We start from the raw sequence: 13,150 nt of genomic DNA, 5'->3' as shown, positions 1-13,150 counted from the left end.
TCAGTTCACCAGGTTCAGGGCGACGTCGAAGACGTCGAAATTGCGGAGCGTGCGGCCCTGCGGCACCGTGATCGGCCGGTTGGCGATCATCGGCACGCGCTGCTCGGTGATGCCGCCATGCGAGCGCAGCGGCTCGGTCAGGCCCGAGAGATCGTGCCGGTCCGGCGAGGTGCCGATCACCTTCTGGCGGGTCGAGACGACCACGACATCGCCGATCCGGTCGGCCGGCAGTTCGAAGCGCTCGCAGGCTTCCGCCGACGTCACCGCCAGCGCGATGCCCTCGATCCCGGAGATGCGGGCTGCGACCTCCTCCTGGCTCGCGCCATCGGGCAGATAGACCGTGGCGAAGGAGCCGAGCGCGCCGTGATGGACCACGTAAGGGTCGGTGATCGGCAGGATCACGCGCATCGTGCCCTTGCCATACCACTCGTCCATCAGGCTCTGGAGATAGACGACATCCGGCTCGCCATTGGCGAGGTGCTTGTCGTTCATGCCGTGATCGGCAGTGATGACCAGCGTGCAGCCGAGCGCGTCGAGCTTGCCGACATAGCCGTCGAACATGGCGTAGAAACTATCGGCCATCTCCGAGCCGGGCGCAGCCTTGTGCTGCACATAGTCGGTGGTCGAGAGATACATCAGGTCCGGCTTGAAGCTCTCCAGCAGCTTGACGCCGGCGGCGAAGACGAACTCCGAGAGATCGGCCGAATAGACCGACGGCACCGGCATGCCGACGAAATCGAGCACGTCCGCGATGCCGTTCTCCGCCTTGTTGGCCTTGTCGGCCTTCTCCGAGGAGAAGGCGATCGCGCTGCCGGATCCGAAGTCGAGCCCCTTGCCGAGCAGGGTGCGCAGCTTGTCCTTGGCGGTGACCATCGCGACCTTGAAGCCGGCCTTCTGGAACTCGGCCAGGATGGTCGGCGCCCGCAGGAAGCGGGCATCGTTCATCATCACCTCTTCCCTGGCTTCGCGGTCGTAGAAGAAGTTGCCGGCGATACCGTGCACGGCCGGCGGGCGGCCGGTGATGATCGAGAGGTTGTTGGGGTTGGTGAAGCTCGGGATCACCGAATAGGCATGGGTGCTGGCGCCGGTCTTCATGATCCGGTCGAGGTGCGGCGTCAGCCCCTTGGCGCTGGCCGCCTCGATATAGGCCGGCTCCGAGCCGTCCATGCAGATCACCACCGTCGGACGCTGCGGGCGCGCATATTCGCGCCCGTTCGCAACAACATCCGAACCGATCTTCGCGTGCATTGTCATCTCAGGGCTCCTTACGCGGCCGACTTCAGGCCGACGCCCATCTCATCAAGGACATCCGACACTGTGGCGACGAAAGCGCGCATGTCCTGCGCACCGAGCGCACCGATGCAGCCGATGCGGAAGCTGTCGGCGACCGTCAGCTTGCCGGGATAGATGACGTAGCCGGCATCCTTCAGCGCGTCGTAGAAGCGCTGGAAGACGAAATTCTTGTCCTCCGGCATGTGGAAGGTGACGATGATCGGCGCCTGCCGGGCTGCCGGCAGCAAGGTGCGGAAGCCGAGCCCCTCCATGCCCTCGATCAGGATGCGGGCGTTCTCGGCATAGCGCTCGCCACGCCCAGCGACGCCACCCTCGGCCCAGAACTCCTGCAACGCCGCGTGGAAGGCGACGATGACGTGGATCGGCGGGGTGAAGCGGTACTGGCCGGTGCGCTCGAAGCCGGCATTCTGGTCGTGGAGATCGAGCACCAGCGTGGTGGCGTTGCCCTTGGTCTCGGCCAGCGCGCTCTTGCGGGCGATGACGAAGCCGAGGCCGGGGACGCCCTGGATGCACTTGTTCGAGGAGGCGGCGACCGCGTCGAAATGGACCTCGCGGCTGTCGAGCGGCAGGGCGCCGAAAGCGCTCATCGAGTCGACCAGCAGGCGCCGCCCATGGCGCTTGGCGAGCGCGGCGATCGCCTCGACCGGGTTGCGGATGCCGCTGGTCGTCTCGCAATGGACCGTGAAGATATGGGTGATGGCGGTGTCGGCCACCAGCATGCGGTCGACCTCGGCGAGATCGGGCGGGGTGTCCTCGGCGGTCTCGTGCACCGCGACCGCGCGGCCGGCGATCTCGACGATACGCTTGGCGCGCTGACCATAGGCGCCGTTGATCAGGATCAGGATCTTGCCATCGCGCGGCACGAAGGTGGTCAGCATCGCCTCGACGGCGAAGGTGCCGGAGCCCTGCATCGGCACGGTGACGAAATCCTCGCCGCCATGGATGATCTTCGGCAGCTCTTCCAGGACCGCCTTGTTGATGCCGACGAAGGTCGCGTCGCGCGAGCCCCAGTCATGCACCATCGCTTCCTTGATGGCCTTGCTGGTGGTCAGCGGGCCAGGGGTCAGGAGGAGCGGATCACCGGTTTCGGAGGAGGCAGGGCGGCGGGCCTGGGCCATGATGGTCTCGCGATGTCGTTGCGGCGGATGATCGCGAAGCTAGGAGAGCCGTTGACATAGGTCCAATACATCGTTTCCATATCTCCTATAGACAGGATCTATAGAAACATGGCCATCAGCTATTCCGGCCTCGCCGCCTTCCATGCCGTCGCGGAGGCGCAGAGCTTCACCGGCGCGGCGAAGACACGCCATGTCAGCCAACCCACCCTCTCCGCCCAGGTGCGCGGGCTGGAGGATGCCTATGGCGTCAGGCTCTTCGACCGCGCCGGACGGCAAGTGAAATTGACCCCGCTCGGGCAAAGCCTGTTCGTGGTCACGACGCGGCTATTCGCGGCGGAGGACGAGGCGGAATCGCTTCTCGCCGGCAGCCGCACGCTCCAGCGCGGCCATCTGCGGATCGCGGCCGACAGCGCCACCCATGTCATGCCGGCGCTGGCCCGGATGCGCGAGCGCTATCCCGGCCTGACCTTCTCGCTGACGATCGGCAATTCCTCGGAAGTCGTCGACCAGATCATGGATTTCGCCGCCGATGTCGCGATCACGGCGCGCGCCAATTCCGACCCGCGCATCCACAGCGTCCGGCTGCGCTCGGACGATCTCGTCGCCTTCGTCTCGGACCAGCACGAGCTGGCACGGCACGATCAGATTCCGATCGAGGCCTTCGCCGGACAGGATATCGTGCTGCGCGAACGCGGCTCGATCACGCGGGAGGTCTTCGAGAGCCGGCTTTCGCTCGCCGGAATCAAGCCGTCGAACCTGCTGGAGGTGCAATCGCGCGAGGCCGTGCGCGAGGCCGTCGCCTTCGGCTTCGGGATCGGCGTGGTCTTCGCCGCCGAGTTCAAGCCGGATGCCGGCCTGAAGCGGATCATCATCACCGGGGCCGATTTCGATGTCGGCGAGTACATCGTCTGCCGGGCCGAGCGCCAGCGCCTGCCGCTGGTGCGCAGCTTCTTCGAGACCGTTCAGGACGTGATCGGCTCGCGCTGAGAAAGCCAGCGCACACGCTTGTCCGAAAGCCTGTCGGCGGAAAGTTCTTTGCGGGTTTCGGCCCCTATCGCGGCCTTGCGACCGGAGCTGCCGCGACCGCGCAACCGAACTCCGCCGCCGATGCGGTGAACCAGGACCAGAAGCTTCCCGCCATGCTGCGCGGGACCATGATCTCGAACACCGAACCATCCGGCCCGTCGGCGAGCCGCCAGATCTGCACGCCGATATAGGCGATGCTGGTCAAGGCGACATCGCCCACCGCGAAGGCTGCAGGGTGGAGATCGAGCATCACGCCCTTCGCCAGCACGTCGCGGACACGCGGCCCCGAGAGCCTGACGGCGGCGCGCGCATCGCTCTGGTCGCTGACGGCGCCATGGGGCGCGAGTTCGGCAAGGAGCCCGGCAAAGCCGCCGCGCGAGGCGGCGCGCAGCAGCCATTGGTCCGGGCCGGCCCAGATCGCGTCATGAGCCTGGCCCGAGGCGATCTTCGGCGTCAGCGGCAGCGCAATACCCAGCCGCGCCTCGACGGTCCGCGACAGGGCCGGTGCCGCGCCCGGCGCGGCGATCAGGGTCGCCAGGCCGAAGCCGTCGAGCAGGGTCGCGGTGACGCCGGCCACTCCCGCCGGGCCGAAGGAGCCGGGCTGCGCGATGCCGGCCCAGGCGCCGCGCGGCGCCCAGGATATCGCTGTCGATACGGTCGCGATCTCAGCCATGGAGGCGGGCTCCTTCCGGATCGACGAAGACGGGCGAACAGATCTCGACGACGACATCGCCGTTGCGGACGGGATCGTAGGCGCGCACGCGCTCGCCGACGCGGGCTGCGCCCCCCTTGATCAGGCCCAGCCCCATCCAGTGGTTCAGATGCGGGGAATAGGCGACGGAGGTCATGTAGCCCTCGTCGTTCTCCATGATTTCCGCCTTGCCGATGCCGATGAAATGGGCGCCGGCGCGCAGGCGCTGCGTCGGATCGACCGGCCTGAAGCCGACGAAGGACGGCCTGTCCTTCTCGACGAGCGCCTGGCGGCCCGCCATCAGGCGGCCGAGATAGTCCTTCTTCGCCGACATCATCTTGCCGAGGCCGAGATCGCGCGCCGTGGTCTGGCCGTTGAGCTCGTTGCCGGCGACATGGCCCTTCTCGATGCGCATCACGCCGAGCGCCTCGGTGCCGTAGGGCGTAATGCCGAAGGGTTCGCCCGCCCGCATCAGGGCCCGCACCATCGCGTCGCCAGAATCGGCGGCAACGGCGAGCTCATAGGCCAATTCGCCCGAGAAGGAGATCCGGAACAGCCTGGCCGGGATGCCGCCGCCGACAGTGACGGCGCGCGCCGCCAGATAGGGTAAGGCTTCGTTCGAGATATCATGCTCGGGATCGACGACGGCGCGCAGGGTCTCGCGCGCCTTCGGCCCGGCGACAGCGACCTGCGCCCATTGCTCGGAGACCGAGACCATGCGGATGTCGAGTTCCGGCCAGAGCACCTGATGGCAGAATTCCAGATGCTGCATCACCTTGCCGGCATTGGCCGTCGTGGTCGTCATCAGGAAATGACTTTCGCCGAGGCGGGAGGTCGTGCCGTCATCCATGACGAAGCCGTCCTCGCGCAGCATCAGGCCGTAGCGCGCCTTGCCGACCGGCAGCGCCTTCCAGCCGTTGATGTAGACCCGCTCCAGGAATTCGGCGGCGTCCGCGCCCTGGATGTCGATCTTGCCCAGCGTCGAGACATCGCAGAGGCCGACGCCGGCTCGCACGGACTGGACTTCGCGATTGACGGTGGTCAGCCAGTCGTTCTCGCCGGGCTTCGGGTAGTATTGCGCCCGCAGCCACGGGCCGGACTCGATGAAGACGGCGCCCTGCTCCTTCGACCAGTCATGGGTCGGCGCCAAGCGCACCGGCCGGAACTCCTTGCCGCGGTGATGGCCGGCAAGCGCGCCGATCGCCACCGGCGTATAGGGCGGCCGGAAGGTCGTGGTTCCCGTCTGCGGGATCGTCCGGCCCGTCTGCTCTGCCATGATGGCGAGGCCGGAGAGGTTCGAGGTCTTGCCCTGGTCGGTCGCCATGCCGAGGGTGGTGTAGCGCTTGAGGTGCTCGACCGGCCGGAAGCCTTCGCGCGCCGCGAGCTCGACATCCTTGTCGGTGACGTCGTTCTGGTAATCGACGAAGGCCTTGCCTTTCGCGCCCGTCACCCGCCAGACCGGCTGCAGCGCCGTCGTCTCGGGATCGGTCGTCGGCACCGGCCCCGCAGCGGCCGGCTTCAGCCCTGCCTCGGCGGCGGCATCGCATCCAAGCCGGGCACCATCCTCCAGCGCCTGCGCCAAGGTGAAGCGACCGGCCGCGCTGCCGGCAACCGCCAGCCCCGCCGGCAGGGTTCCCGGCACGAAGCATTGCAGATCCTCGTCCCAGACCGCCTTGCCGTTCTGATGCGAGGTCAGGTGCAGCGTCGGGTTCCAGCCATTCGAGACGGCGAGCAGATCGCAGGCGAGCACCGTCGTCGCGCCGGAGGCATCGCGAATGGTGACGCCGTCGAGCTGACGGCCGCCCCGCGTGCCTTCGATCACGCCGCCGGCAAACAGCCGCGCGCCCAGCTTGTCGGCGAGCGCCTTTCGTGCCGGATCGGTGCCGGTGCGGGCATCGACGATCGCCCCGACCTTGCCGCCGGCCACCGCGATGTCACGCACTGTGGCCCAACCATCGTCGCCGGCCGTGAACAGCACGGTCTCGCGTCCCGGCAAGACGCCGTAGCGGTTGACATAGGTACGCGCCGCGCCGGCCAGCATGACGCCCGGCACATCGTTGCCGGGGAAGACGATCGGCCGTTCCAGGGCGCCCGCGGCGAGGATCGCCCGCCTGGCATGGATGCGCCAGCCGCGCTGACGCGGCTGATGCGGCGCCGGCTCGGGCAGATGATCGCCAACGCGCTCGACGGCGCCGTAGATGCCGTGATCGTAGAGGCCGAAGACGGTGGTGCGCGACATGATCCGCACCTCCGGCAGGCTTTCGAGCTCGGCCAGCGTCGCGGCCAGCCATTCGGCGGCCGGCTTGCCGTCGATGTCGCGCTTCTCCGCCAGCAGGCGCCCGCCGAGGCGGAAATCCTCGTCGCAGAGGATGACGCGGGCGCCGCTGCGGCCCGCCGCCAGCGCAGCCGCAAGGCCGGCAGGGCCGCCGCCGATCACGAGCAGGTCGCAGAAGGCGAAGGCCTTCTCGTAATGGTCCGGGTCTTCCAGGCCGGCCGCACGGCCGAGGCCGGCGGCGCGGCGGATCAGGGGCTCGTAGAGCTTCTCCCAGAACGCTGCCGGCCACATGAAGGTCTTGTAGTAGAAGCCCGCGACGAGCGCCGGCGAGACCAGCCCGTTGAGCGAGAGCAGATCGAAGGCGAGCGAGGGCCAACGGTTCTGACTGGCGGCATCGAGGCCATCGAACAGCTCGGTGACGGTGGCGCGGGTATTCGGCTCGCGGCGCGCACCGGAACGCAATTCGACGAGCGCGTTCGGCTCCTCCGGTCCGGCCGAGAGCACGCCGCGCGGGCGATGGTATTTGAAGGAGCGCCCAACAAGGCGCACGCCGTTGGCGAGCAAGGCCGAAGCGAGCGTGTCACCGGCAAAGCCCTGATAGGACTTGCCGTCGAAGCTGAAGCTCAGGGCCTGCTCGCGATCGACGAGGCCGCCTGAGGCCAGGCGGAAGGACTGCCCGCTCATGCTGCCGCTCCGGTCTTGCGCGGCTTGGCGGTCTCGACCGCGGCGATCGCATGGGTGCGGGTGTCGCGGGTCACGACCAGCCAGGCATGGCAGCCGGCGCCGTGATACCAGAGCTCGCGATGCGGACCGGCAGGGTTTTCACGCTGGTAGACATAATCGGTCATCGCGGCTTCGGTCGCCGCCATGCCGTCGGGCCGCTTGAGATCGGCCGCGCCGAGATAGGTGAATTCCTGGGCGTCGCGCGCGCCGCAATGGGGACAGGTGATGCGCATGGCAAGGTCCTCGGCAGCGCGCGGTCAGTGCAGGTTCGGCTGGGCGCCGGCGCCCTTCTCGTCTATCAGTCGCCCGGTGGCGAAGCGATCGAGCCGATAGGCGGCCGCGACCGGGTGCGGTTCCCCCGTCGCAATCAGATGGGCGAAGCAGAAGCCTGAGGCCGGCGTCGCCTTGAAGCCGCCATAGCACCAGCCGGAATTGAGGTAGAGGCCGTCGACCGGCGTCGTGTCGATGATCGGCGAGCCGTCCATCGACATGTCCATGACGCCACCCCAATGGCGCAGCATGCGCACCCGGCCGAGGCCCGGCCACAGCGCCATGGCCGATTCCATCACGTCCTCGATCACCGGCAGGTTGCCGCGCTGGGCGTAGGAATTGTAGCCGTCGATATCGCCGCCGAAGACCAGCCCGCCCTTGTCCGACTGGCTGATGTAGAAATGCCCGGCGCCGAAGGTGACGACGGTGTCGATCAGGGGCTTGAGCCCCTCCGACACGAAGGCCTGAAGCACGTGAGTCTCGATCGGCAGGCGCAGGCCCGCCATCGCCGCCACCCGCCCCGAGTTTCCGGCGACTGCCATGGCGATCTTCTTCGCCCGGATCGGCCCGCGCGAGGTCTCGACGCCGACCGCCCGCCCGCCGACCATGGTGATGCCGGTGACCTCGCAGTTCTGGAGCATGTCGACGCCGCGGCTGTCGGCGGCGCGCGCATAGCCCCAGGCGACCGCATCGTGCCGGGCCGAGCCGCCGCGGCGTTGGAGAAGTCCGCCCTGAACGGGGAAGCGGGCATTGTCGTAATCGAGATAGGGCAACATCGCCCTCACCTGCTCCTGGCCGAGCAGTTCGGAATCGACCCCGGCGAGCCGCATCGCGTTGCCGCGCCGGGCGAAGGCGTCACGCTGCGCGTCGGAATGATAGAGATTGATCACGCCGCGCTGGCTGACCATGGCGTTGTAGTTCAGGTCCTGCTCCAGCCCTTCCCAGAGCTTCATCGACAACTCGTAGAACGGCGTGTTGCCGGGCAGGAGATAGTTCGAGCGGATGATCGTGGTGTTGCGGCCGACATTGCCAGAGCCGAGATAGCCCTTCTCCAGCACCGCGACATTGGTGATGTCGTGCCGGCTGGCGAGGTAATGCGCCGTGGCGAGGCCATGTCCGCCGCCGCCGATGATGATGACGTCGTATTCCGCTTTGGGCTCAGGGTCGCGCCAGGCCGGCGTCCAACCCTTATGGCCCCGGAAAGCCTGGGCGAGCAGCGAGAAGGCGGAATAGCGCATCGGATGATCCGGTCGATCTTGTCATCGAGAGATTGACCGACATAAGTTCGGCGACATGCTTGATAGCGACATGCGATTGCCTGGAAGCGACGACGGTACGCCGACCCATGTCGGCTTCCTGCTGATCCCCGATTTCGCGTTGCTGCCCTATGCCTCGTCGATCGAGCCGCTGCGGGCCGCCAACCGGCTGTCGGGGCGCCCGCTCTATCGCTGGAGCCATATCTCGATCGACGGAGCGCCTGCCCCCGCATCGAACGGCGTCGCCATCGCGGCGGATGCTCCCGTCGGGGCCGAGCTCCGGCTCGATTACCTGTTCGTCTGCGCCGGAGGAAACCCCGCGCTCTTCCTCCACCAGCCGACCTTCTCCTGGCTGCGGCAACAGGCGCGGCGGGGCGTCCGGATCGGCGGCGTCTCGGGCGGCCCTTATCTGCTGGCGCGGGCCAATCTGTTGAGCGGCTACCGGTTCACGATCCATTGGGAGCATGCGGCCGCGTTCCTGGAAGAATATCCTCGCCTCGACCTGCGCCGCTCGCTTTATGAAATCGACCGCGACCGGCTGACCTGCAGCGGCGGCACGGCCCCGCTCGACATGCTGCACGCCGTGATCGCCCGCGAGCATGGCAGCGACCTCGCGCTCGCCGTCAGCGAGTGGTTCCTGCAAACGCAGGTCAGGGAGGGCGCAGGGCCGCAGCGCATGCCACTGCGCGAACGGCTGGGCATCGCGCATGCGCCACTGCTGCGGGTGATCGGCCGCATGGAACAGACGCTGGAGGACCCGGAGCCGCGCGAAGCCCTCGCCCGCCTGGCCAATGTCTCGCTGCGCCAGCTCGAACGCCTGTTCCGCCAGCATCTCGGCCGCTCCCTCGGCGAGCATTACCTGGCCCTGCGCCTCGGCCGGGCGCGCGACCTGCTGCGGCAGACCAGCCTGTCGATCCTCGAAATCGCGCTTGCCTGCGGCTTCGCCAGCGCCAGCCATTTCTCCCGCAGCTATAGCGGGCGCTTCGGCCATCCTCCCCGATCGGAGCGGCTAACCCACCACCCCATCGCTCGGCGCTAAACGTCAAGAATGCGTCGCATGGGAGCAATTCCGCGCGCCGATCCCCTTGAAGTCTAGGGCTTCAAATAAAACACAGGGGATCGTGACCGATGAACAAGCTCACCGCTCTCGCGCTGGCGGTCGCCGCCACGCTCGCCGCCGCACCTGCCATGGCGCAGGACACCCTCGCCAAGATCAAGGAGAAGGGCGTCCTCACCGTCGGCGTGAAGAACGACTACAAGCCCTGGGGCTTCCTCGATCCGTCAGGCAAGATCGTCGGCCTCGAGATCGATCTCGCGCAGGAGGTTGCCGCCAAGCTCGGCGTCAAGCTGGAGATGGTGCCGGTCATCGCCGCCAACCGCATCGAGTTCCTGCGCCAGGGCCGCATCGACATGATCGCCGCCACGCTCGGCGACACGGCCGATCGGCGCAAGCAGATCGGCATGATCGAGCCGAACTACTATGCCGGCGCCACCAACGTGCTCGCGCCCAAGAGCGCCGGCCTCAAGAAATGGGAAGACCTGAAGGGCCGCAAGGTCTGTGCCGTGCAGGGCGCCTATTACAACCGCCGCGTCTCGCAGGTCTACTCGCCCGAACTGGTCGTGTTCCCGTCGGTGCCGGACGGGCTGAACGCGCTGCTCGGCAATAACTGCGTCGCCTTCCTGTTCGACGACACGCTGATCGTCTCGACGCTCTCGGGCGGCGACCCGAAATGGGCGAATTACGAGATGCCGCTCGTCTCGGAAGATCCGCAGCTCTGGGCGATCGCCGTACGTCTCGACGATCTCGACGGCGCTTTCGGCAAGCTGCTCAAGGAGATGTCGGTCGAGTGGCACAAGAGCGGCAAGCTGCTGGCGCTCGAGACCAAATGGGGCATCAAGCAGAGCCCCTACCTGATCGAGACCAACAAAAAGCTGAAGGGCTCGTAGCTGCGGCGCGTAGATTCCACCCGCGCCGTCATCCCGGACGGAGCGCAGCGGAGATCCGGGATCCATGCCCGAACCTCTTCCGTCTGCGTTCCGGCATGGATCCCGGGTCTCCCTTCGGTCGCCCGGGATGACGGCGTGGCCAGCGACGGGCCGATGATATTATGATCGCAGCTTTCTTCGAGCGCCTGAACGATACGCAGGGGCTCAATTTCTCGATCTTCTACGATGCTTTCGATCGCTCCCGCTTCCTCACGGGACTGTGGACCACGACCTATATCTGCATCGTCTCGATCGTGGCTTCGCTGGCGATCGGGCTTCTCGGCGTCTGGGTCGCGGGCAGCGGCTCGCGGCTCGGCCGCCTGGTGGTGCGGGTCTATGTCCAGTTCTTCCGCAACACGCCGCCGCTGGTGCAGCTCTCCTTCTTCTACTTCGCCGTCGGCAGCCTGCTGCCGACGGTCTCGGACGGTTTCGGCGGGCAGTCCCCGCTGGTCAGCGGCACGGGCTGGGCGATCATCGCCTTCTCGCTCTTCGCCGGGGCGTTCAATGTCGAGATCTTCCGCGCCGGGATCGAGGCCGTGCCCGAGACGATGGTCGAGGCTGCGGAATCGCTCGGCTACACCCGCTTCCAGCTCTGGCGCCAGATCGTGCTGCCGCTGGCCTTCCGGATCTGCCTGCCGGCGCTCAACAACAATCTCGTCAATCTCGTGAAGACCACCACCCTCGCCTATGCGATCGGCGTGCCCGAACTGCTCTATGCGGCATCGCAGATCTGGTCGGAGATGTTCAACGTCCGCGAGATGATGAACGTGCTGCTCGTCGTCTATGTGCTGCTCGTCGCGGTGCTGGTCTGGGTGATGCATCGCTGGGAGAAGGCCATGCGCATTCCGGGCTACATGCCATGAGGACCGGCGCCACCGATCTCCCGGTCCTGAAACCGTTCCGCGCCGCGCCGATCGCGCCCAGCGGCCTTGCCGCACCGGCCCTGCTGAGCGCCGGCCTCGTCGCGGGCACGGCAATCGTCTTCGCCGCCTCGCTGGCCGTGGCGCAGGCGGCCGCGCCGGCCGCGCGCGACGGCGCCGTGACCATCCTGTGGCGCTGGGCGCCGCTGATCTTCCAGGGCTTCCTGTTCAACCTGCTGATCAGCTTCCTCTCGATGGCGCTGGGCACCGCGGTCGGCGTGCTGTTCGGCATCGGCCAGGTCTCGCCATCCGCGGCGCTGCGCAAGCCGGCCTGGGCCGCAACGCAGTTCTTCCGCAACGCGCCCTGGCTCGTCCTGCTGTTCTACGCGATGTTCCTGTTGCCCTTCGAAATCAGGCTCGGCCCGGTCACCATCGCCTTCCCGGCCTGGATCAAGGCGATCATCGGGCTGGCGCTCCCGGTGGCGGCGAACGTCTCCGAGATCGTGCGCGGCGGCATCCGCTCGATCCCCTCCAGCCAGTGGGAATCGGCCGAGGCGCTCGCCTTCACCCGCCGGCAGACGATGTGGATGATCATCCTGCCGCAGGCCTTCAAGCGGATGATCCCGCCCTGGATGAACCTCTATGCCATCCTGACCATGGCGACGACGCTGATCTCGGTCGTCGGCATCCAGGACGGGCTGACGGTGACGCGCGCCGCGCTCGTCGCCGAAAGCCGGCCGGAGCTGATGCTGCCGATGTACCTGCTGCTGCTCCTGATGTTCTTCGCCTATTGCTACCCGATCGCACGCCTCACCATGGCGCTCGAACGCCGCTTCAACGTGAAGGGATGACCATGGTCGCCAGACACCAACTCGGCGAGCCGGTCGTCGTCATCGAAGGGGTCGAGAAGGCCTTCGGCGCCTTCCCGGTCCTCAGGGATGTCAGCCTCACCATCCGCCGCGGCGAGACCGTCTGCGTCATCGGCCCCTCCGGCTCCGGCAAATCGACGCTGCTGCGCTGCATCAACGCGCTGGTGCCAATCAACAAGGGCTCGATCACCCTCGCCGGCCGTCAGGTGAACGATCCCGCGCTCGACAAGCTGGCGCTGCGCCGCGACGTCGGCATCGTCTTCCAGCAATACAATCTCTTCCCGCACAAGAACGCGCTGCAGAACGTGATGATGGCGCCGATCCATGTGCTGAAGCAGGACCGGGCTGAGGTCGAGGAGCGGGCCAGGCGCCTGCTCGCCAAGGTCGGGCTCTCGCACAAGCACGATGCCTATCCGGGCGAGCTCTCGGGCGGTCAGCAGCAGCGCGTCGCCATCGCCCGCTCTCTGGCGATGAACCCCAAGGTGATGCTGTTCGACGAGGTCACCGCCGCACTCGACCCCGAGACCAAGAAGGAGGTGCTGGTCGCGATCCGCGATCTCGCCGCGGAAGGCATGACCTGCATCCTCGTCACCCACGAAATGGGTTTTGCCCGCGAGGTCGCCGACCACGTCTATTTCACCGATGGCGGCGTCATCGTCGAGCATGCGCCACCGGCCGAATTCTTCGGCGCACCGCGCGAGCCGCGCACGCGCGCCTTCCTCGAACAGGTGCTCTGACACGCCACGCCGCACCAACCGGGCCGAACCTCAGCCGGTATCGACC

12 protein-coding genes are annotated in these 13,150 nt (G+C 67.3%); 6 read left to right on the top strand and 6 right to left on the bottom strand.

Annotated elements, in window-relative coordinates:
* On the bottom strand, positions 1-1,248 hold the full coding sequence (gene phnA, locus ACWIEX_RS09115; RefSeq protein ID WP_454033489.1) for a phosphonoacetate hydrolase: 1,248 nt from the start codon (positions 1,246-1,248) through the stop codon (positions 1-3).
* A 17-nt stretch (positions 1,249-1,265) separates the two neighbouring features.
* Positions 1,266-2,411 (bottom strand): 2-aminoethylphosphonate--pyruvate transaminase, encoded by a 1,146-nt coding sequence (locus ACWIEX_RS09110; RefSeq protein ID WP_454032736.1) that lies wholly within the window; start codon positions 2,409-2,411, stop codon positions 1,266-1,268.
* Between the two features lie 108 nt (positions 2,412-2,519).
* On the opposite strand from ACWIEX_RS09110, the gene ACWIEX_RS09105 reads away from it, so the two are divergent.
* Entirely contained in the window at positions 2,520-3,398 is an 879-nt protein-coding gene (locus tag ACWIEX_RS09105) for a LysR substrate-binding domain-containing protein (RefSeq protein ID WP_454032735.1), read from the top strand.
* 64 nt (positions 3,399-3,462) lie between these two features.
* Here the strand turns inward: ACWIEX_RS09105 and ACWIEX_RS09100 are convergent, their stop codons facing one another.
* The 4 genes from ACWIEX_RS09100 to ACWIEX_RS09085 are packed head-to-tail and all read right to left on the bottom strand — an operon-like array spanning position 3,463 to position 8,634.
* Positions 3,463-4,110 carry a sarcosine oxidase subunit gamma gene (locus ACWIEX_RS09100; protein WP_454032734.1) on the bottom strand — a complete coding sequence of 216 codons (648 nt, stop codon included), beginning with the start codon at positions 4,108-4,110 and terminating at the stop codon, positions 3,463-3,465.
* Complete coding sequence (locus ACWIEX_RS09095; RefSeq protein WP_454032733.1) at positions 4,103-7,087, bottom strand: sarcosine oxidase subunit alpha family protein; 2,985 nt, start codon at positions 7,085-7,087, stop codon at positions 4,103-4,105. Before ACWIEX_RS09095 ends, ACWIEX_RS09100 begins: the two co-directional genes overlap by 8 nt.
* Positions 7,084-7,359, bottom strand: coding sequence for a sarcosine oxidase subunit delta (locus ACWIEX_RS09090; protein WP_454032732.1), 276 nt, complete (start codon positions 7,357-7,359; stop codon positions 7,084-7,086). The genes ACWIEX_RS09095 and ACWIEX_RS09090 overlap by 4 nt, the downstream gene beginning before the upstream one ends.
* Before the next feature lie 24 nt (positions 7,360-7,383).
* Complete coding sequence (locus ACWIEX_RS09085; RefSeq protein ID WP_091855324.1) at positions 7,384-8,634, bottom strand: sarcosine oxidase subunit beta family protein; 1,251 nt, start codon at positions 8,632-8,634, stop codon at positions 7,384-7,386.
* A gap of 70 nt (positions 8,635-8,704) precedes the next feature.
* On the opposite strand from ACWIEX_RS09085, the gene ACWIEX_RS09080 reads away from it, so the two are divergent.
* The 5 genes from ACWIEX_RS09080 (at position 8,705) to ACWIEX_RS09060 (ending at position 13,104) form a co-directional block, all read left to right on the top strand.
* Positions 8,705-9,691 (top strand): GlxA family transcriptional regulator, encoded by a 987-nt coding sequence (locus ACWIEX_RS09080; protein WP_454032731.1) that lies wholly within the window; start codon positions 8,705-8,707, stop codon positions 9,689-9,691.
* 89 nt (positions 9,692-9,780) lie between these two features.
* Positions 9,781-10,599, top strand: a complete 819-nt coding sequence (locus ACWIEX_RS09075; protein ID WP_454032730.1) for a transporter substrate-binding domain-containing protein — start codon at positions 9,781-9,783, stop codon at positions 10,597-10,599.
* A 161-nt stretch (positions 10,600-10,760) separates the two neighbouring features.
* Positions 10,761-11,501: an amino acid ABC transporter permease gene (locus ACWIEX_RS09070; RefSeq protein ID WP_454032729.1), complete on the top strand. Its 741-nt coding sequence runs from the start codon at positions 10,761-10,763 to the stop codon at positions 11,499-11,501.
* Entirely contained in the window at positions 11,498-12,349 is an 852-nt protein-coding gene (locus ACWIEX_RS09065; protein WP_454032728.1) for an amino acid ABC transporter permease, read from the top strand. Before ACWIEX_RS09070 ends, ACWIEX_RS09065 begins: the two co-directional genes overlap by 4 nt.
* Positions 12,346-13,104, top strand: coding sequence for an amino acid ABC transporter ATP-binding protein (locus ACWIEX_RS09060; RefSeq protein ID WP_454032727.1), 759 nt, complete (start codon positions 12,346-12,348; stop codon positions 13,102-13,104). Before ACWIEX_RS09065 ends, ACWIEX_RS09060 begins: the two co-directional genes overlap by 4 nt.
* The last annotated feature ends 46 nt before the right edge of the window (positions 13,105-13,150 follow it).

Source organism: Allobosea sp. NPDC055353 (assembly GCF_053644975.1).
Note: the sequence above shows the minus strand (reverse complement) of the source record. Positions and strands in the feature narration are given on the sequence as shown.